This window comes from Hymenobacter sp. DG01 (assembly GCF_006352025.1).
Taxonomy (GTDB): domain Bacteria; phylum Bacteroidota; class Bacteroidia; order Cytophagales; family Hymenobacteraceae; genus Hymenobacter.
Genome location: NZ_CP040937.1, coordinates 263,357 through 283,282, shown reverse-complemented (window position 1 = coordinate 283,282; position 19,926 = coordinate 263,357). Strand labels below are relative to the sequence as shown.

At 53.8% G+C, this 19,926-nt stretch carries 19 protein-coding genes; 12 read left to right on the top strand and 7 right to left on the bottom strand.

The annotated features are described in order from the left end of the window. The first annotated feature begins 28 nt into the window (after positions 1-28). From FGZ14_RS21460 to FGZ14_RS21425, 9 genes are all read left to right on the top strand, one after another. Positions 29-274 carry a hypothetical protein gene (locus FGZ14_RS21460; RefSeq protein ID WP_139926463.1) on the top strand — a complete coding sequence of 82 codons (246 nt, stop codon included), beginning with the start codon at positions 29-31 and terminating at the stop codon, positions 272-274. A gap of 234 nt (positions 275-508) precedes the next feature. Beyond that, a complete protein-coding gene (locus FGZ14_RS21865; protein WP_180754650.1) occupies positions 509-661 on the top strand; it encodes a hypothetical protein in 153 nt (50 codons plus the stop codon). Positions 662-685: 24 nt separating this feature from the next. Continuing rightward, positions 686-1,060: a hypothetical protein gene (locus tag FGZ14_RS21455; RefSeq protein WP_139926462.1), complete on the top strand. Its 375-nt coding sequence runs from the start codon at positions 686-688 to the stop codon at positions 1,058-1,060. A 402-nt stretch (positions 1,061-1,462) separates the two neighbouring features. Then, the gene (locus tag FGZ14_RS21450) at positions 1,463-1,897 is read left to right on the top strand and encodes a hypothetical protein (protein WP_139926460.1); all 435 of its coding nucleotides are present in this window, start codon (positions 1,463-1,465) and stop codon (positions 1,895-1,897) included. A gap of 27 nt (positions 1,898-1,924) precedes the next feature. Next, positions 1,925-3,268 (top strand): DNA phosphorothioation system sulfurtransferase DndC, encoded by a 1,344-nt coding sequence (dndC, locus tag FGZ14_RS21445; protein WP_139926459.1) that lies wholly within the window; start codon positions 1,925-1,927, stop codon positions 3,266-3,268. A 144-nt stretch (positions 3,269-3,412) separates the two neighbouring features. Next, positions 3,413-4,084 (top strand): DUF3846 domain-containing protein, encoded by a 672-nt coding sequence (locus FGZ14_RS21440; RefSeq protein ID WP_139926457.1) that lies wholly within the window; start codon positions 3,413-3,415, stop codon positions 4,082-4,084. A gap of 145 nt (positions 4,085-4,229) precedes the next feature. Beyond that, positions 4,230-4,544 (top strand): hypothetical protein, encoded by a 315-nt coding sequence (locus tag FGZ14_RS21435; protein ID WP_139926456.1) that lies wholly within the window; start codon positions 4,230-4,232, stop codon positions 4,542-4,544. 135 nt (positions 4,545-4,679) lie between these two features. Next, complete coding sequence (locus FGZ14_RS21430) at positions 4,680-5,117, top strand: hypothetical protein (RefSeq protein ID WP_139926454.1); 438 nt, start codon at positions 4,680-4,682, stop codon at positions 5,115-5,117. A 193-nt stretch (positions 5,118-5,310) separates the two neighbouring features. After that, positions 5,311-5,673 (top strand): hypothetical protein, encoded by a 363-nt coding sequence (locus FGZ14_RS21425; protein ID WP_139926452.1) that lies wholly within the window; start codon positions 5,311-5,313, stop codon positions 5,671-5,673. A gap of 49 nt (positions 5,674-5,722) precedes the next feature. Here FGZ14_RS21425 and FGZ14_RS21420 read toward each other — a convergent pair whose 3' ends face one another. From FGZ14_RS21420 to FGZ14_RS21390, 7 genes are all read right to left on the bottom strand, one after another. Next, positions 5,723-6,145: a hypothetical protein gene (locus FGZ14_RS21420; RefSeq protein ID WP_139926450.1), complete on the bottom strand. Its 423-nt coding sequence runs from the start codon at positions 6,143-6,145 to the stop codon at positions 5,723-5,725. A gap of 243 nt (positions 6,146-6,388) precedes the next feature. Then, complete coding sequence (locus FGZ14_RS21415) at positions 6,389-7,156, bottom strand: LytTR family transcriptional regulator DNA-binding domain-containing protein (protein WP_139926448.1); 768 nt, start codon at positions 7,154-7,156, stop codon at positions 6,389-6,391. Further along, positions 7,156-8,904 (bottom strand): histidine kinase dimerization/phosphoacceptor domain -containing protein, encoded by a 1,749-nt coding sequence (locus FGZ14_RS21410; protein WP_180754649.1) that lies wholly within the window; start codon positions 8,902-8,904, stop codon positions 7,156-7,158. Before FGZ14_RS21410 ends, FGZ14_RS21415 begins: the two co-directional genes overlap by 1 nt. Before the next feature lie 564 nt (positions 8,905-9,468). Next, positions 9,469-9,933: a hypothetical protein gene (locus FGZ14_RS21405; RefSeq protein WP_139926444.1), complete on the bottom strand. Its 465-nt coding sequence runs from the start codon at positions 9,931-9,933 to the stop codon at positions 9,469-9,471. Positions 9,934-9,938: 5 nt separating this feature from the next. Beyond that, positions 9,939-10,769, bottom strand: coding sequence for a ParA family protein (locus tag FGZ14_RS21400; protein ID WP_139926442.1), 831 nt, complete (start codon positions 10,767-10,769; stop codon positions 9,939-9,941). A gap of 306 nt (positions 10,770-11,075) precedes the next feature. Then, positions 11,076-12,062, bottom strand: a complete 987-nt coding sequence (locus FGZ14_RS21395; protein WP_139926441.1) for a replication initiation protein — start codon at positions 12,060-12,062, stop codon at positions 11,076-11,078. 902 nt (positions 12,063-12,964) lie between these two features. After that, positions 12,965-13,321, bottom strand: a complete 357-nt coding sequence (locus FGZ14_RS21390; RefSeq protein WP_139926439.1) for a hypothetical protein — start codon at positions 13,319-13,321, stop codon at positions 12,965-12,967. 1,554 nt (positions 13,322-14,875) lie between these two features. On the opposite strand from FGZ14_RS21390, the gene FGZ14_RS21385 reads away from it, so the two are divergent. From FGZ14_RS21385 to FGZ14_RS21375, 3 genes are all read left to right on the top strand, one after another. Continuing rightward, on the top strand, positions 14,876-15,589 hold the full coding sequence (locus tag FGZ14_RS21385; RefSeq protein WP_139926437.1) for a hypothetical protein: 714 nt from the start codon (positions 14,876-14,878) through the stop codon (positions 15,587-15,589). 18 nt (positions 15,590-15,607) lie between these two features. Further along, a complete protein-coding gene (locus tag FGZ14_RS21860; protein WP_180754648.1) occupies positions 15,608-17,107 on the top strand; it encodes a DUF5712 family protein in 1,500 nt (499 codons plus the stop codon). A gap of 151 nt (positions 17,108-17,258) precedes the next feature. Beyond that, positions 17,259-19,916 (top strand): type IV secretory system conjugative DNA transfer family protein, encoded by a 2,658-nt coding sequence (locus FGZ14_RS21375; protein WP_180754647.1) that lies wholly within the window; start codon positions 17,259-17,261, stop codon positions 19,914-19,916. Positions 19,917-19,926 lie beyond the last annotated feature (10 nt).

Below are 19,926 nucleotides of genomic sequence, written 5' to 3'. Positions count from 1 at the left end.
GGAGGAACCCGAGGAGGATTCAACCATTTTGCGTCGCATCTTGGTCTGGATGGGGGAGCAACTGGAGCTGACCCGGTATCTGATTGAGCAAAACACTCCCCAGGCTCAGGCGGCCTATGCCGAGCAAATGACTACCCTTCACGTTCAGGAGCAGGCCGCAATGCTGGCTAATGCCGACCGCTACGAGGCAAGCCGGGGCCCTTACGACGACTTTGTAACGGCTGGCGATCCGGAGGACGAATGCGACGACGAACGAGGCGATAGTGTGTACTAGCATTCCGTCCCCTAACTACTCTTACCCCTGATGGGACTATTTAACTACACACCCAGGCCCCGCCCATTACTCGGCGCGCAAAGCACCGGCTACCGGCCCAAGGCTTCCCGCCGAACAGCATCCCCCCTGCAGCACCCCTCAACGGCAGCCCCACGTCCCCACACCAGCTTTCAGCCCCATCTGCCTCCGCAGTTGATAGAGCAGCTTCAGCAGGTTGTTTCCCAAGTTTCACCCGTGGAAACCAGCCCGACTGCTGAGCCCCAGCCCAGTCCCTCTAAGCTGCGTTATCTGGATCTGGCTTCGCCGGCTCCTTTCGTGCTGAGTGGCCTGATGCTGGCGGGCATATTTATCCTGGCCTGCTTTGCTTTCATCGAGCTGCTCAAATAGTGCCGCTTTTATCCCTTACCGCCCATGGCAACTCTCCTCCCCTCCCCTACTGATGCGGCCCTGATTCTGCAACAGGATCGTTCCATGCTGGAGCGTACCCGGGAACAGGCCCGAAGCGCGGCTTTTCTGGCAACCATGTTAGCCAACTCCGAGCAATCCCGCCTGCTGAGCCGGGCGCTGGAGGCCGTTAGTGAGCCGGTGGATCTGGCGACGCAGGTTTACCTGATTGGCCGACTATATACCCACGTCGCGGCCGTTTACCAGAATTCAGCCGGGGCCGCGAGGATGCAACTGGAGCACGGAGGCCCACCAGCACCCCAGGTATTTAAAGAGCGGGGTGAGTTTTTGTACCAGGTCAGCCAGTTGCTGACCGTGACGCCGGCCGCCGCTCATGCTTGACTTCAGCCCAGGAACAGAGCCGGATCTTAGTTTACTCGACTGCGGCCGCTGCGGGGAGCCTATGTTGCATCAGGTAATTGGGTTGTCCGCTCATTTTCCACTTTGCATTCTGTGGTATGTGGCCTGCGGGGAATGTGGGTACGAGACGCAGGCCTGGGAGGATCGGCCAACCCCTATCCGCTATGGAGGAGGAAAACAACAGCTCCCTAACGGCCCTCAGGAAGAGGAGGCGGAATCAGCGTTTTTAGAAATTAGAGGCGAGGAAGAAGAATAAGGGCGATGGGGGTTAAAAGGTCCGCAAGGGCCTTTTTTTGTTGCTAAATGTATGCAAAATTAGCAACGGTAGCGGCGACAGGTGCGTATAAATAGCAACAGTGTTGCCCCATGTTATTCACCTCCGCCATGACTATCATCCTACGGCCGTCGCGCCTCAGCATCGAGCAGGAATTCTATGCTCCTATTCCTTTGGGTGAAGGGCGCCGGGTGCAGTATAATGCCGGTGCCCCCGATCAGGATGGCCCCCTGCAGCTGCTGGGGTATATCCTGCGCTGGGGAGCCTGCTACTTTGTGGCCGGGCCGGACTTTGCCCACGACGAGCAGGAGTTGATACAGGCTATCAAGGTGGGCCGGGTAGATCACTTGGGCAAAGACGAGGTTCCGGCCGCCCGGGTGCAGCGCTTTTGCAGCTTAATCGAGGCCGTCAGCGGCCTGTGCACCCTGATCGACCTGGCATATGGGCCGGAAGGAGAAAGCATGCTGGAGTGCCCGGAAAGTGATGAGCACGAGGTATTCGATGCCGACGCTAGCCCGGAAGATCCCAGTTATGCCCAGTGCTAAATCTCACGCCTTTCTTACGTCCCCTTTATGAGCCTTAACCTCCCCTATATCGAAGCCGAGTTACAGGATCAGTACCTGATGGCCGATAACAACCGGCCCTGGATTTTGGGCTTCAGCGGCGGCAAGGATTCCACTATGCTGCTGCAACTGGCCTGGCGCTCGATTGCCAAGCTGCCGGCCGAAGCCCGGCACCGGCCGGTTTACGTGGTGTGCAATGACACAAAGGTGGAAAACCCGCGCATAGCACAGTTTGTAGAACGCCAGCTCCAGCGTATCGAGGCGGCAGCCCGGCAACAGGACCTGCCCTTTATTGTGCAGCGGACCCTGCCCCAGCTGCAGGAAACGTTCTGGGCCAAGCTGATCGGGTTGGGCTATCCGGCACCTGATACGCGTTTTCGCTGGTGCACAGACCGGTTGAAGATCAATCCGACCACCCGCTTTATTCAAGGTAAAATCAGTAGCGCGGGCGAGGTAATCATTCTGCTGGGTACCCGCGAGGCAGAAAGCGCCAAGCGGGCGCAGTCAATGAAGAAACATGCCATCCATGGCCAGCGGCTCCGGAAGCACGTTCTGCCCAACGCAGCGGTATTTGCGCCCATCCGGGACGTGCAGACTCCGGAGCTGTGGCAGTACCTGAGCCAGGTAGCCCCGCCCTGGGGCGGTAGCCATAAGGAGCTGATTACGCTATACCGTAATGCGTCGGTTGATGAGGATTGCCCCTTGGTAATCGACACGCAAAGCGCTTCCTGTGGTAAAAGCCGGTTCGGGTGCTGGGTATGTACGGTCGTGGCCCGAGACAAAAGCATGGAAGGCCTGATTCAGAACGGGGAAACGTGGATGGAACCGCTGGCAGACCTGCGCAACTTTCTCATTGAGGCCCGCGATACGCCGGCAACCTACCGGCAGAAGGAATTGCGGCGGGGCTACGTGCGCGAGGAAGCCTGGGGCCCCTACCTGGCGGAAACCCGAGCCGAAATTCTACGGCGGCTGCTGCAGGCCCAGTACAACATACAACAGGAAGTGGACGAGTCCATGAGCTTTCTCAGCTACCAGGATCTGGTAACTATTCAGGCGTTATGGCACCGCGACGGCCTGTTTAGCCACTCTGTTGCCGGCATCTACAATAGCATCTACCCCGTGGCCATGCCGGAAGCCACCCAGCGAAGCCGTAGCCACGAGCAGCACGAGCTGCTGCAGGAAGTTTGCGCTGATGCCCCGGAACATGCCGTGCTCATCGAGCAGGTAATGCAGGTGATGAAAACGAAGTCCTTGCTGAAAACTCGCCGGGGCCTTGATACCAGCATTGAGGCTGTATTGGATAACTACCTGAAAGAACAAGGGCAAGCGGGCAGAAAACAGATTACGGGCTGACTCCTGACCGGTAGGAAAGGAATAGGCGCGATATGCTAAAAGTGCGATAGGGCGAAATAAACCGGCTTTTTGTTGCTATTTATTAACAAAAGGGCCGGTTTTATCGTTTACAAAGTACAACGCAACCCTCTTTTACCCTTGCTTATGTCCCGTACAATGTGCTCCGCTGCAGAAACCGCCGCCCTAGATGCTGCGGCCCTGAAAGGAACTGATACCGCTTACCCGCTTTTTAGCCTACACGCCCTCCAGATGAGGCCCCACGCGGCGGCCGAGTGGCAGGATTGCCCGGCCCGCCTGTTTCTACAGGAGAGGGATGGGGCCTGGATTGTTGCCCTCTGTGGCACGACAAGCCGCCTATTTCATACCAGTTCTTACGATGGCTATGCGTTTAAGCTGGGGGAACGTGGTTTCGTGGACCGTTTTCAGCTGCTGGCCTTCTTCCGTACCCAGCGCCAGCAAATCTACAAAGCATTGAACCAGACTGGAGCCGTGGCCTTGCGCCTGAGTGGCGATGTAGAGGCAATAACGCCAGCCCTGACTACCGCACTGAGCCTAGATCAAATGCAGCAGGCAGTGGATGGCTTTATCGAAGTGCATTCCTGGGCGGGGGAACACGAAGCCCAGGGGCTGGCCGCTACCAGCCTAGTGCAGAATGAGGACGGTAAGTATCAAGAACGGCCCATCAATGCGCTGGCTACCTGCCTCTGGTACCAGGTGTACCCCCTGGGTGTTTACAGTGGCCCGGCAGGTGCAGCCGATGTTATTGTCGGGGATGTGCTGCTCGTGCGCAACAGTTGCCTTAGAGACAGCGAGTAGCCCAAAGGCCCGCGAAAGATATTCAGCCTTTCGCGGGCATTAAGGCTGTTTTTCGTTGCTTTTAATAACGGTATCAAAAATTGTTGCGTATAATTGACAACACGAAACCACACCCTACTGCGCAACCAGTACCTATTTTCCTCTTATGGATTCTTCTACTAAAAAGACCCAGGGCACCGGCACATCATCAGCCAAGACCACGAAGGCGGCCGGCAAAGGCCGGACGTTCAAGCAGATGATTGTAGCGGGCAAGTTTTCATCCCGCACCCTACAGGAAAATCTGCGCATGGCCTCGCGTACTGTTAAAAAGGCCGAGATAGATCCCAGCGTGCTCAGCCTGGGCGACGTGTACCGGTTGGCGGACCTGATGAAGGAGAATGTTGATACGGTGCTACGGGATATTATCGCAGAAATCAACCAGCTGCCGCCCGAGCTTCATCCCGTCAAGCCGAAGAAGTAGGCTAGCCGATCTGGGAAGCAAAATAGTGGCCGAAATGGCGAAAATAAAGGGGTTTAAGTGCATATATTCAGCAACGATTTACGTATACTGTATAGCACATTAGCCCATTTTATCGTCTGATTTACTAGCCCTGTTATGAGTCATTCCCGCCGCGACCAGAGCCATGAGCCCCTTCAGCTTATTCAGGTTAAAAATCCTCTTTCTCCCCTGCCTGCTCACAACGGTTGGAATGCGTCCCTTGATGGGTTTGACTGGGACGCGGTAGAGAGAAATTTCAATTTCGTAACGATGGGGCGGGTTGTCAGTGGCGATGCCTGCTTTTACATGCAGCCCTTACCCCTGGCTCAATTGGGTTACCGGCCCCATCCGTTGGCCACTGAGCTGCACGATCAACTTTGGGCCCTGCACCGGTTCATACAGGTAACCAAAGGCCGCATGCTAAGCGAACAGGAGGCCGGGACGATGCGCGAGAGAAAGGAGCAGATCCGCCAGCACCAGCGGCAAATATGGGCGGCCACCTTCGCGCCGAAGCCAGCGCCCACACTACAAGCCAAGCAGCTCAGCCTGCTATAGCGGTTTACCTATAAAACACGAAGCCAGGCCAGCGGTCTGGCTTTTTTGTTGGCAAAGTGGGCAGTTGGGAAGAAAAGCCTTATTAGGGCGAATTAAGCGGGTTTTTGTTGCCTTTTATTAGCACTTAAGGGGCTTGGTTTCCGTATAACCTAGTACAACGCAACCCCCTTTTAACCCCTTCATTTTTCCGATTATGAGCCAGCATACCTTCATCACCACATTTGCCGCCAACAACCGCCACGACCAAGAGGAAGGCACCACGACGGCGGGACAGACGGCCACCCTACGCTGCGGCTGGGACCGTCGCCTAGGAGAGTTCTTTTTGAACCTGACAGCCGGCGAAGGAGACGACGCCGAGCGCCTGTATGATACGCTGATGGAGGGCGCCATTTACGAGGTCACAGAAATCAAATTTATCTGCGACTACCACGGCATCGAGTTGCCGGAAGCCTTTTTAGCTACCCTAGAGGCCGAGGAGCTGGCCAATACCGGCAACAAAATAGTGCGGTGGAGCCTAGCAGGCCCGGTAGTGGAATTCGAGGAAGTAGGCCGCTAAAATGAGAAAGGGCCTTCGGAATATTCCGAAGGCCCTTTCTCTTGCTGTGCTACGATATCCAGTTAACCGCTTTCAGAGTGCGGGGAGCACTCAACTTCAGGGCTGGAGTCCGGGGTTTAGGGACGCTGATGTACCAGCTCGTTTCTTCATCGTTCCACTTCATCTTTGCGGCCGGGTGTGATTCCTGAACTTTCAGGAGCAGCAGGGCCACCAGGGCTTGATCCGTGGTTTCATTGTAGCGTTTGGCCCGGCGCTGGGGAGCATGGTCGATGCTGATAACCTCCCCTAGCTCCTCCTCGCTTACTTGCTCAGTCAGCACATTGGCTGATACGGCGGCTCCCCGACGCCTATACAAATCGGCTGCAACCAACATGCAGCACGCGCCCAGGCTGGGAGTAGCCGTTGGGACAACGCTCATTTGTGGCGTGTGGAGAGTTTCAGTCAGGAAGGAAGCGAGCTGGAGAGCACCCATAGCAGTAGTAAAGGAAGGATCAGGAAATATTTACAGGCTGGAAAGGACTGACAATTGGTAAAAAGCAATTAAAACACTGTGAAATGCTTTTTTTCATATCGTCAGGCTAAACTACAGTAACCCCTACGGGGCGGGTGAATTAATTTGACGAGGCGTAAAAATTAGAGGTTGAGGCGCACCAATAGCATGCGAACGGCCGGAGCATTTCTGCCCCGGCCGCATATATGTAACTACAATAGTCGGCTAGCCGAGCAAATGCAGCCGGTTTTTCAGATCCGGCATAAACGTCCGGCTGACCGGCAGGAACTGTTCTTTGCCGATTTCCACATACCCATCTTCGTAAGCTATGACATGCCCCAGGTTGACGATGTAGGAGCGGTGAGTCTTTAGGAAGGTGTTGGGTAGCGAAAGCTCCAGCTCCTTCAGCGTAGAATCAAAAACGAGCTGATCCGTGGCAGTATGCAGCTGCACGTAATTCTGCTTGGACTCGAAAAACAGAATATCCGCATACTGCACTTTCACCCAGCGGGCGCCCTTGCGCACGAACAGGAAATCATCCACCTTTTCCGAGCGGGCCGGCGCGGGTACTTCCGGGCTCAACTCGGCTACTGTCAAGGAGGGCGCAGGACGAGTGGCCGGAAGCTGGTAGGCATTATAAATGGCCAGTTCAACCTGCACCTTCAGCATATCGTCGGTATAGGGCTTTGGAATGTAGCCGTAAGGCTGAGCCACTTTCGCCCGGTTCAGGGTAGGCGTATCCGTGCGGGCAGTCAGAAAAATAACCGGGATGTTGAATTGGCGCCGCACCTGCAGGGCCGTGGCGATGCCATCCATTTCCCCGTTGATGTTAATGTCCATCAACACCAGTTCCACGGAGTTTTCGCTTAGCGTTTCCAGGGCTTCTTCACTGTTATCCACGGGCTCCAGGGGGCTATGACCCAAGCGAATCAATGCCCGCTGAATATCAGCAGCAATCAGTAACTCATCTTCGACGATCAGGATCTTTGCCATTAGTACTGTCGGGTTATTTCAACTCGCGTGCCCACTAGCTGCGGTTTGACGGTGATTTTTGCTTTAAGCTGTTTGGTAAGCGTTTTAACCAGCTGGATGCCGATGGAATTGGGGCGGGAAACAAAACCTGTTTCTGGGAGGCCCTTGCCGTCATCACTGATGCCGAGGAAGAAACCGGCACCTTCCGTCACCAGTTCAACGGTAAGAACTCCCTTCTGCTGATCGGTGAAAGCATGTTTGTAGGCATTGGTAACTACCTCATTCACCAGCAGCCCGAAGTAGCCGGCATCCTTGGCGTCCATCAGCAGAGGCCCCAGACACGTCCGGAGCTTAATATCCTTGTCTCCATTGGCCAAGGAGGTATGCAAGGACTCCAATAGGGCGCCCAAGTAGGTATCTAAGCGTACAGAAGCCAGGTTGTCGGCCTGATACAGAAATTCGTGTACCATGGCCATGCTTTGAATGCGCGCCTGGTTACCGGCCAGTACCTGGACTAATTGAGGATCTGGCAAGGTATCTTTCTGCCAGGCCAGCAGCGAGCTGATGATCTGCAGATTGTTTTTCACCCGATGGTGAATTTCCTGAACCAATACCTCTTTTTCGGCCACGGATTGCGAAATTTCCTCGTTGGCCAGGGAGATTTCTTCATTTGCCGCGGCCAGTTCGCGGCGGCTTTTACGGAGGCGCACAAACAGCACGGTGCCCACCATCAGGCCAATGATAAGGGTGCCGGTAAAAGCGACCAGCATCCAGAGCCAGCGCTTTTGCTCCCGAGCGGCGGCGGCATCGGCCCGGGTGCGCTGGGTAAGCATTTCAATCCGCTGGGTTTGGGCCTGCACATCATAGCGAACCTGCAGCTGCTCCAGAGCGCGGGTTTTTTCCAGGTCCACCATGATTCGGTTCAGGGCCGCTGATTCAACCTGGTACCGGTAGGCTTCTTGATAATTACCCATTGCGGCGGCAGCAGTAGCCACCAATGTTGCCGCATCCTGCTCGAACGGCTTGGAACCTACCTTGCGCGCCATTTTCAAACTACGCTGAGCCACCAGGTACATATCCCGGTACTTGCGCTGCTGTTGATAGAGTTCGGCCAGGCTGATCAGGTTGCCGGCGACTTCTTTCTCATTTTCCTTGGTTGCCTCGATATACAGGGCAGCCTGCAGGAAAAAGCCCGCTGAATCCAGCCGGCCCTGCGTATGAGGTTGGTAAGCCTGATAGACGCGGCCCATCAGCAGGTTGGCTTTAGCGGCGGCCGGGGACGTGCTGGAGCGCGTGTAAATCTGCAGGGCCCGGGCGGCGTATTCCCTGGCCTGCATAAAATCCTTCTTCTGGTAATATGTATTGCCGATGGTGACGTAGCTCATGCCGTAATCGTCAGCACATTCCGGGGTAATTACCGGGCAAATTTCCGTCAGCACCGAATGGCCGAGCAGCAAATACTTTAGGCTGCGGTCATTGTCGCCAATAGTGGCGCTGGTACTGCCCATGCACAGGTAGAGCGGGACCATCTGCCGTTTGAGGTTGTGAGCCTGAGCAATCGTCAGGGCTTCCTGGTAAGAGCGCATGGCCGTTACGTAGTCGCCCATCTCAGTATGCGTATTACCCAATACCTGCAAGCTGGTCAGCTCCCCCCGAGTGTAGCCGATACGACGAGCCAGCGTTACGGCTTGCTTAGCATATTTCGCCGCTTTGGTTAAGTCCGTCTGCCCCAGCTGCACAGCCAGTTTAGTCAGATAATAGACCTTCATCGAATCGGGTACGGCCTTCCGGTTGATAAGCCGGCGCAAAGTATCGGCCGGATAATCACGTTGCGGGTAGGCTTGGGGTAATACTACAAATTGCTGGGCTGAACTATAGTGCGCCGGTTGAAGCAGGCCTAGGCTCAGCACCACTGTCAGAACGGATGCTTTCCAGCGTCGAGGCTTGACAGTATCGCTTTGAAAAGGAGCTGAACACATACCGGATCGGATAAGGGGCATAGCTAACGGTATCAAATTTAATCGCAAAGAAGGGTATTTTTGTCGTTCCGGTAAGTGGCAGCAATAAATAAGGCGGTTGGTAACTCATCGGCACAAGTCCCAGACGAGCCGATGGAGACGAATTATAGCCTCAGTGTTCACCTGGGCCAGTAAAGTGCAGCGGGAAGCAAGGCGTTTCACATTCAGCTGACTTATGCGCTTTAGTTAATTCGGAGCCGATGAAGGGACCGAGTATGGCGGCGGGTAAGCTGTTATCCCGAGTGGTATTGCCCCTCCCCTCCCCCACTAGCAGCAGGAAGGCCCGAATGCAATGGAGCAGCCGGGCCTTCGGGGTTACTTGTTCGTATGCTTTCGTTTACGGAGTGCTTCCGGGAGTTTTTTGTGCCGCTCGAAGAAGTCAGCCAGGATAAAATCTACCAGGTCCTGTTTGAGTACGTGGCGAGGGGCATCCTCCAGCATCACGTCAATGTTGTGCAGGTGGGAGGACTTCACTTTTACGGTCCAGTGCTCCAGAGGCTCGGCACTGGGTTTCGGCCCTCTTTTTTTCCCTACTGCCCCCGAAACAGGTTCCGGATTAGGGGCAACAGCAGGAGTGGCCGTCTTACTCGTGCGGGAACGGGTACTGGGAGCGGCCGAGGCAGCTGGAGGAGCCGGCGCAGAATCAGGGGCAGCAGCTGGGGCGGGGGTTACTTCAGCGGTTGGTTCAGGGACCTGGGAATCCAGATCAAATATCTTACGACGGGGCGGCGTAGAGCTGGGCGCGTCGAGGTTAGGCTTCTCAGTGGATGATGTGGCCATACGGATTAGGGAAGGCGGGTTAACAGCTCAGCCGTGAGCGCGTGGTAGTCGATAGCACTGTTTGACTGAGGGGCAAAGTCCATGATCGTGCGGGCTGCTACCTGTGCTTTAGGCATTGCGGCATCCTTGCGCACGTTCGGTAGCATTACTTCCTCCCCGAAGGAGCTGGTAATGGTTGATACCACTAGATCATGCGTGCTATTGCGCAGCTTAGGATTGTAGCGGGTAAAGAAGATACCCAGCAGCTCTAAGGAAGGATTGAGCATATCCTTTACGTCGGCGGCGGCTTCAATTACTGCCTTCACGCCATCATAGCTGAACTTCTCCGGCTCGGCTGGAATAACATAGGCATCAGCGGCCACCAGGGACACCAGCGTATAGGTCTGGAGCGTAGGCGGGGTATCGAGGAGAATAAAGTCGTAGTATGGCCGAATGGGCCGGAGAGCCTGGCGAAGAAGGGAAGCATACTGGGCTTTCTTGGTGATGCCCTTCTCATACAGATTCAACTGGTACGAGGAGGGTACAAAGTCCAGGCCGGGGGTAGCTTCATCCGGGGCTTGCTCGTCGGCGGCTCCCGATTGAGGTGCATAGGTCATGACCAGATCCTGAATAGAAGCAGAACCGGCTAGCACGTCCCCAATGTGTTGCTCAAACTCAACACCGGAGCCGGCCAGGTGGGTAGTCATGTTGGCCTGAGGATCTAGGTCCACCAGCAGCACCCGGTAGCCCATGGTCTGCAGGATGGAACCTATGGCAACCGTGCTGCTGGTTTTGCCTACTCCCCCTTTGTTGTTGGTTACTGCCACGACTCGGCAGGTACGTTGCTGGTTGTCCATAATCCGGTAAACTTGGTTTGCGTTGTGTACCCGGTAAACTTAGTACACTGAGTTTACAAAAACAAACCCGGTATACTTATTTTACTAAGTACACCGGGTTTGCTTTGTTTGTTTAGTACACTAATTGTACTTAGTATGAAAGGTTTTCTAGGTTTACGGAGTGTACCCGTATTACTGTGTAGCCTAAGTAATCTATGTTTATCCTGTAAGCCGAGTAAACCGGGTAGGCCAAGTAAACTACATGCCGCAGGAAGAAACCAGATCCAAGGCTGGTTAGCATTACTGAGTATACTGAGTTTTATAGGTTTACTTAGTAGACTTAGTAGATGGTTTTTTCTTGGCATCCACCAGACCCAGCACAGTCAGCAGCAGGCCGGCCGGGTTAGAGGTTGCCTTTACTCGGTCCTGCTTCAGGTCGAAGGCAAACTTGTTTACCTGCCGGATCATATCCGGGCTGGCGAATATCTGCCCGCGGATTTTCTGATCGACAATGTGGTACTCAGTCAGAATTCGATTGGCATTATCAAACTGGGCCTGGGTGATGCTTTCGGGTAGCGAGAGCGTGCCAGCTGGGGAGGAATCTGCATCCAGGGCACGAGGCTTTTGCTTCACCGTAAAACCAACCGCTTTAATAGCCCGGCCTTTCTTTTCAGTAACCAGCGAAATTTCCAGATCGGTTACTTCATTAATTGCTTTAATGGAAGGTTGTAATACACGAGCATTAAAATCTCCGAAAACTGGATAGCCCTCGATATTTTCCTTTTCATCCCAAATACCGAGAATTCCTTTTAATTGTAAAATATCATAAACCGGGGTAGCCTCTTTATCTTTCCATTGCGAACAGAGCGGATATATGCGCTTAGCATACATGCTGTTCAATTTTAGGAACGCCGCAATTTCGTAGGAGGTAAAATTATTTTTCAAATCGAACAGGTAGGGGAGGATGGTGGAGGATAAAGTCATTTCAATCATGCCTTCCCCGTCGAGGTAAGCCACTTTCTGAAACATCCAGATCTGCTCATACCGGTTGCCGTTTTTCACCTTGAAAACCCGGGAGCCCATATCTTCGGTTGCTTCCTGCAGGTACGTGTAGTTGTGCTGGTTTCCGGTGGCTTTGTCCAGTTCCTTGACGGGAATCAGGTAAACCAAATCATCCTGCGAATTCCGAAGCTTCGAGAGTAGGAAAATCATTAGGTCCATCTGGAGCTTGGTGTAGCTGTAGTGCGCTGTGGTAAGCACATTGTGTTGCCGGACCTGGTTACGGCTAGCAGGAACTAGGGAAGCTTCGGACATCGGGGCAGGAATTAGAAGGTGGCTGATACTGTGAGGCAATATAGGAAATATTGCAGCAATAATTACTTGTCATAGTTCGCTTATCAAATGTCATAGTTAGACGGATTAAATGTCATAGTTCGCACTGCTGCAATTAGATTTAATCGCATTAAGAGTTGTGTCTCAGCAAGATATGAGGACCGGAAGCGGGGCAAATCGTAACTTGACCTCTCCAAATCGGGAGAAGTGACGGGCTGGATGCCGAAAAATTCAGCCGCCAGCCGCCACTTAGAAGCCAACTCAGGTCACGGATGAAATGTCATAGTTAAAAACGCGAACTATGACTGTGGATAACTCTTGTCATAGATGACGGATGAAATGTCCATAGTTCATGGATCAGCTGTCATAGTTCACGGATCATATGTCATAGTTCACGGACGAAATGCCCATAGTTCACGGATGAAATGTCATAGTTCACCCTCGAAACTAACTAGTTATCAATAACTTACAAGCCCCTACAAATAGAACAAATACTTACAAATCTCACAAGGTTGTGTTTCGCGTGAGGAGAAGGCTTTCAAAGGGCAAACAAAACACCAGCGAAGCGAAGCGGAGCGGACAAAACAACTATCCAGTACCGTATTACGGGATTGCATTATTTCCATATTTATTATAATTTAATATAAAGGTTGTCGCCGGCAAGTGTGAGGTCAGCTTAGGGACGGCCGAGGTGGCTGCGTAGAAAATGCCCTAGATGCCCGATTTTTTACGCTAGGATTGATTAACAGCCCTGTCCGCTCACAAGGGGACGCAGCAAGGGAGATCGTTCAACAGAGGGCAGGAAAATGCCTGAAAAAGAAAGCCCGGTACTGCTGGCAGGCAGTACCGGGCTTAGGCAGGTCCAATGAGTAGGCCGAAGCGGGCTAGATGGCCAAGTGGTCGGGAAAGGTCATGCCCTTTTTCTTCAGGCGCTCCAACAACTCCCGAACGGCCTGATCCACCAGGTCCTGTTGCGTGCGTCGTTGGCCATCCTGAGTTTCGAGCATAAGAGCAGCATAGCGAATTCCCCAATCGTGAGTTTGGGTAAGCCGGTAGTTCTGGCCAACTCGCTCAGGAGCTACTGGAGGAGTAGGAGAGGTTGGGCGCTTACGGGCGGCAGAGTTCACGCGGGTAGATGCATCAGCACCCTGGGGCGTGTCCGTGGTCGAGGGCAGGGATGCGTCTGCGGGCGTATCCGTGTCCGTGAGCGTGAGGGCGGAGGAGGAGTCTTGGTTGTCCATAGCCTGAGCAAATGAAAGAAGTAATGAAATGGGGTGAGTTAGCTTTTACGGTGCAGCCAAGGTAAGGCAAAAATTGAAAAGCATGAATCCTGGAAAGTCGGGGGTCGCACGCAGCTGCACACACACACAGGCCTGCGTACATACACACGCACAGGGGCGGGCATACACGCACGAGGGCAATTGCTCCAATGAAGCAATGGGAATAGGTAGGAATGGAAGGAAAACAAGAAAGTCCAAAATAGCACAAATCGGGTAGTGCGGAAAATGCGGGTTTAGACTAATATATACTTTAGTAGATTATTGTCTTGTACTGCATTTGTGTATTTCACAGAAACCTAAAATCACTGAGAATCTTCAGCAGCATAAGTTGCTTCAGCAAGGGTCGCGGGCGTGATCACACACAGGGGCGCGCGCATACACACAGGGCCGCACACACACATGCACGGGCGAGTACACACGCACGGGAGAGCGCGAGTCATTAAATTTGAGAAAGCAGGATTAGGTGCTTAGAAAGAAGTACTGGAGTTGAATGGATTTGGCAAACAGTATATTTCAAAATCCAAGGTTTAGGGGGAATCGGTAAAGCAGCCATCCATTGCAGTACATCCATTACCCTAAAACTCGATTTGTACTAGATGGGCAGATCGAACAAAATCTGAGGATAGCTAAGATTGGCCCAGACGGGAAATGATGCCAGAAGCAATTCTGCTTGCTGGGGGATGTGCTCGTATGCGTGCTAGGGCATGTGTACGCGTAGGCAGGCAGACACACGCGTAGGAGCGGGAGTGTGGTTGCTTGATACTTGCATCAACCTGGCCTGGGAATTTGAGCAGCGGGGGAGATCGAATGATACGCCAGCAATTGCCTGAACCGAAATCAAGCCCCCCGGACGAACTATGACATTTCATCCGTGAACTATGACACCAAATCCGTGAAAAAGGAGAGTCAGCAAAACCAGATTTAGGACCGGCCTCACACACGTACACACCCGGGCGAGGGCACACGGGGACGAGGGCATGATGCACGCGGGCAGGGGCAGGCAGGCGGGTACAGGCGAGGGGCAGCAGGGAGCCACTTCAGCAGTTCGAGGAAGCAGCAGAAGCCCGATACGAATTGCCCAGAGCTGCCCGAAGTACGGGGCAGTGGTCAAGCAGATACCAGGGCGGTTAAGCAGCAGATCCAGCACCGGCCAGACGACACCAGGCGACGGTAGCACTAGCCCTGAAATAGCCGCTTAGATGAAGCGCTAACGATAGTTAGCAAGAGGAGCATCACAGACTCCACGCTAAAGCGATGGTAGTCAATGATTTAGGACGAAAATCAGAGATTTTCTGGTAATTATAGCATTTAAGTAACTGATAAACAGGTAGCTAATAGTAATAATACTAGTACAAAAAGTGTCTCAATGGAGCCCAAATAGTGGTACATACAAGATACGGGTAATTATTCAAACGAATACACTGATTATCAGTGTGCGATTAGAAATAATTGCAGTAATTTGTTAGTAGGCAACCCGTGCTATTTCATCTGCCTACATCAGCCCTGAAACATCGTATGGCTTCTTCGTCCACTCCCAAGAAAAAGGCCAAAGCCGCGCCTAAAACAGCGGTGGCTATTGACCAGCTTACCCACCGTCAGCTGACTAAGGCAGCCAAAGAATTATCAATCAGTAACGCCGATTATGCGTCGGCCGCCATCAGCTATTTTACCGAAAGAGGCCTAGATCCACTAGCCAACAGAGAGCGGGAAGGCATCGTTATCCAGAACAAAATCACGGAGCTGGAGAGGGTTGTGAACACCTTAGGCAACCGACTTTTCGGCTGGCTTACGCAGCATGAAAAGAACCTGAACAAGGACTTGTTTGGCTTCCTGCGCGGACATGAAAAGACCCTGTTTGCCTACCTCCAGGCCCAGGACAAAAACGTGCATGAGCACCTGGCGGACCAGGAAGAAATGTTCCTCATGCCGCTCATGCGTGAGCTGATGATAACCAATGTGGAAGCCCTATACAGCCGCCGCCTCGGGGAGCAAATTATCCTGAAAGTGTTGGGTCGGGAGCTAGCAGAATATCCCGCCAAGCATAAGGAATTCAACGAGCGCCGCGACGTGGATGCCCGCAAAAAGCTGGATGCATTTATCGAAAGTTTGGCTCCTGTTACTCAACCTTTGGCGACTATTCCCCAGCCAACACCCGTACCCCAGCGCCCGGCTTCGCCGGCTGAATCGCCGGTTTCTTCGGCAGCTACGAGCAGCGAAAAGAGCTTCTAAGACCTGAACTTACCGACGATGTATATCAAGATTATCAACCCCGCTACCAATGGAAAGAACGCCTATTCCAACCGGGGAAGTGCGCGGCAGGCGACAAATTATCTGGAGGGAGAAGCCAAAAAGCAGGGAGAAACGGCGGTGTTTTTTAACTCAGAAAGAGCCGATATAAGTGGGGATGAAGCGGTAGATTTAATTGACTCCAACCGCAAGGGACTGCGAAAAGATGATGCTAAATTCTATTCCTTAGTAGTCAGTCCGAGTGCCCAGGAGCTGGAACATATCGGACATGATCCGCAGAAACTGCAGGCCTTTACGGCCCGCGTGATGCAGGAATATGCCGCCAATTTTGTGACAATATCGGGTCAACCGTTAGGGGAAAAAGACCTGGTTTGGGTGGCGACCCAACATGATGAGCGTAAACATCGAGGTCACGATGGCGCCCCCAGTGGCCAACTGAAAGAAGGCCCCCAGACCCATATTCACATCATGGTTTCGGCCCGTGATAAGGAGCAAAAGATCACGCTGAACCCGCTTGGTAGTGCCGCCCGGTTCAATCGAGTAGCCTTTATGGCGAAGGGAAATGTTGCCTTTTCGGAGGAGTTCGGCCCCCTTAAACAAGCGGAGCGAAGCACTCAAAGAAGTGGTTCTGCCCGCACAGCCGAAGGGCCTGAACCAGGCAAAACCAGTCGCCGGCAGACGCTGACAGCCGAGGAAATGGCTGAATCCATCCGGCGTCGGGCGGCGGCAAACGAGGGGAGAGCGGAGCGGAAGTCGAGCAGTTTTCAGGGCAAAAAAGCCAGTGGTCCCGCCGACGAAGTACGCGATAAGCAGTTGTTCAACCAGGTAGACAAGCTCAATAAACAGCTCCCCAAAGAGCGACAGTTAGCCCATAACAAGGTGCTGGAAGCAGCCCGCTCACAGGACTACAGCAAGCAGTTTTATGGCCGGTTGGGGCAACTGGGAAAGGAAGCGGGGAAGCAGAAGTACCACGATTACCCGTATGAATTTCTTCGCTCCGGACAGGATGCCAAGACGGCGGCCACTACCATTGCCGAGAATCAGAAGAAGGATAAACGACTCCTGGAGCAGGTAGATCGACTCAATAAAAAGCTACCGGAGGACAAGAAATTAGCGCATAATATAGTGCTTGAAATAGCCCGGGAGCAGGACTATAGCAAGGCCTTTTATGGGCGTCTAGGGCGTATCGGTAGGGAAGCGCAGGGGCCGAAAGCCGTACAGGAGCCGTATCAATTCCTGCGTACCGGCCGGGTGCCCCGGCCCGAGAAGGAATTGCACCCAAACCTGCCTACGGCCCCAAATGGAGCAAAAAGCCAAGGTGCCAGGGGCCGTACCACGTCGCCCATGCCGTTGCCATACCAGCGCTCCGGCGCCCGGATCATGCGCAACTATCAGCCTAGCACCGCGCAGAAGGTGGCGGGCATTGGCCAGGATCTCGGCCGGGCGTTAGGTACCCAGGGCTACACCCAAGACATTCGGGGAGACGAGGAACGCGATTAAATTTAGTAGCAAGAGGCTGAATTTTGGTAGATTTCGGGGGGTAAAGCACCCGAGTACTATTTCACCATTCAGATACCCTCTTATGTCCACTGTACCCAGTACACCCACGGCCAGGCCCCCAGGTAGCGGGGGCAATGCCTCATTAATTGGCTTGGTTCTGCTACTACTCCTTTTAGGAGGGGAGTATTACGTTCTGACTGAGCGTGATAAGCCGGTAAAAGCCCCCACTACTGCTTCGATAAAAGCCGAAAAAGATAAGAAGCAGGCAGCCGCTAAAGCAGCACAGGCAGCCAAGACTGCCAAACCAGAGCCTGGAGCGCCGATGGATCTGTTCGGTGGGGCTGGGGGCGGAGGCGACCCGATGGCCGGCATGGGGGACAAAGTGGTCAAAATGGGCGGGGAGGCCGTCGATATGCAGGTAGGCCTGGCAGCCCGCGGTATCCTGGTACTGGTTTCCATTGCCCTGATCTTCATGCAGAATCCGGCCCCGCCCAAAATCGGAGCCCCGCGTAAGGTGCCCCGCAAGCCTAAGGAGGTCGAAATGCCCGTAGTGGTGCTCAGTGCCCTGCTAGCTTTTGGCAGCGTGCTGCTGCTGTTAATGGGAAACATCCACGGCGACATGCTTTCAACCGGATATCCGGTAGCGGCGGCCCTGGTACTGGGTTGCGGCTTTATTGCCGGCCAGCTGCGGGCCTCGACTAAATATGTCGGCGGCCGCCTCCAGGCCGAGAAGGTGCGACGGGATTCCGAGTATGGAATTGTGCTGCAGGCCGAAGGGGATCAGTTCGTAAATATTCCCAATCCCTTTCGCGGAACATTGGTGCTGGGTGGAGCTGGCGCCGGTAAAACCTATTCCATTGGCGAGCCATTCCTAGAGCAGTTTGTTAAAAAGGGAATGTGCGGATTAATTTATGATTTCAAGTTTCCGGTATTAGCGGGAGCTGCACAGAAAGCGTTGGTTTATGCTGGTAAATTAGAAAAGCCCATTAGGCACCGCGTAGTTAATTTCATGGATATGGAGCGTACGGAAAAAATAAATCCGTTACGCCCCCAGGATATGCCAATGCCGGCATATGCAATGGAATACGCAAAAACTATTTTAAATAATTTAAACCCCGGTGGCGCGAAAGGCGGAGATAATTTTTTTGAATTAAGCGCCGAAGCATATTTAACAGGAATAATATGGTTTCTGAAAAATAATTTCCCGTCGCTGTGCACCGTACCCCACGTAGTGGCTATTGCGGTATATGAGGATTTTACCCACGTACTCAGCATGCTTAAAACTGACCCTCGTAGTCAGGCGTTGGTGCAGAGTATTATTACCGCCGTCGAGCAGAAAGCGGAGAAGCAGGTTGCCGGTATTATATCGTCGCTGCAGATTGCACTGGCTCGGTTGGCCACTCCCGAAATCAGCTGGGTGCTCTCTCCCGACGAGGCGCGAGACGAAGGATTCTCCTTGGATTTGAACAACCCGGCGAACCCTACCATCCTCACAATTGGTAATGATCCGACCTTGGCCCGCACCTTTTCCCCGGTGATCAGCTGTATAGTTGCGGTGGCGCTGAAGCTGATGAATCAGCAAAATAAGCACCCTTCGTTCGTGCTAATTGACGAGGGAGCTACCATATATGTACCCGGTCTGGAGGTAATCCCAGCCACGGCACGTAGCAACAAAGTGGCCATGTTATACATGACGCAGGACGTGGCGCAGATGGTAGATGCGTATGGAAAAGACAAAACACAGGTACTTATTAGTAACCTTAACAACCAGTTTTTCGGCAAAATCAACTCTGCGGAAACGGCAAAACTCGTTTCCGATATGGTCGGAAAAGAGGATGTTGAAATGGTTTCTGTATCCGCTGGCAAGTCAATGGGCGGGGGGAAAGTAAGCGGTGGACGCAACGTTAGTCAGAGTGTAAGCGTGCAGGAACGGCAGGTAGTACGGGTGCAGGATGCCTATACATTGCGGCAGGGAGAGTTCATTGGGCAGACGGTGGAGACGCCGGTAAGCTTCTTTCAGGCGCAGATGCAGCGCGAAGTGGAGCCCGGAGATTTCCCCATTCAACCCATTGCCATCTTCGAGGATGCAGAGGGAGTTATCACACCGCAGATTGAACGGGAGCTGCAGCAGGACCGGGAACGGGCGCAGCAGCTACTGGCTAAAATGGTGCGCCAGCGCGAGCAAGAGGAGGATGCCCGGAGCCGCCGATTCGATGAGCAACGCGCCGCCGCCCGGCAGCGGGTTCTGGCCCGCCAGCAGGAGAAACTGAAGGAGCAAGCCGCGGCCGTGGTAGCGGGTTCACAACCCGAGGGAGGCGAGGATAACGCGGCCGTCGTGACGGAGCCGGCAGCGCCCACGGATACGCCGCCAGTAGCCGCCAGCCAGGCCGAGCCTGCGACCGACATGGAAGCGGAAATAGCCGCCGCGAAGGCCGTTGCCCAGAGCGTGCAAGCCCCACCGGTTACTAGTTCACCCGCCCCAGCCACAGCCGTTCCGGCTACTCAGCCAGGAGTGGCCAATGCTAGCCCGCAACAAACTCAGCAGCCAGAGGAAGAAAGCTTGGAGCAGCGTTTACGCCGGCAGCAGGTAGAAGCCGTGCAGGCTCATAAGCGCCGCCTGCAGCAGGCGGAGCAGAAACCAGCCGAAAGCCCCATGCAGCGCTTGATCGAGGCGAATCACCACAAGATCTACAACGAAGTAAGTGAGCTGATTGCCGGCATTGATCCAGCTACCAGCCGCCCTCGCTTCCCGAATACCCTACGGCCCAATAAGCAGGTGCCGACCCCTGAAGAAGTAGGAGACTTTTAAGCTCAGCTAC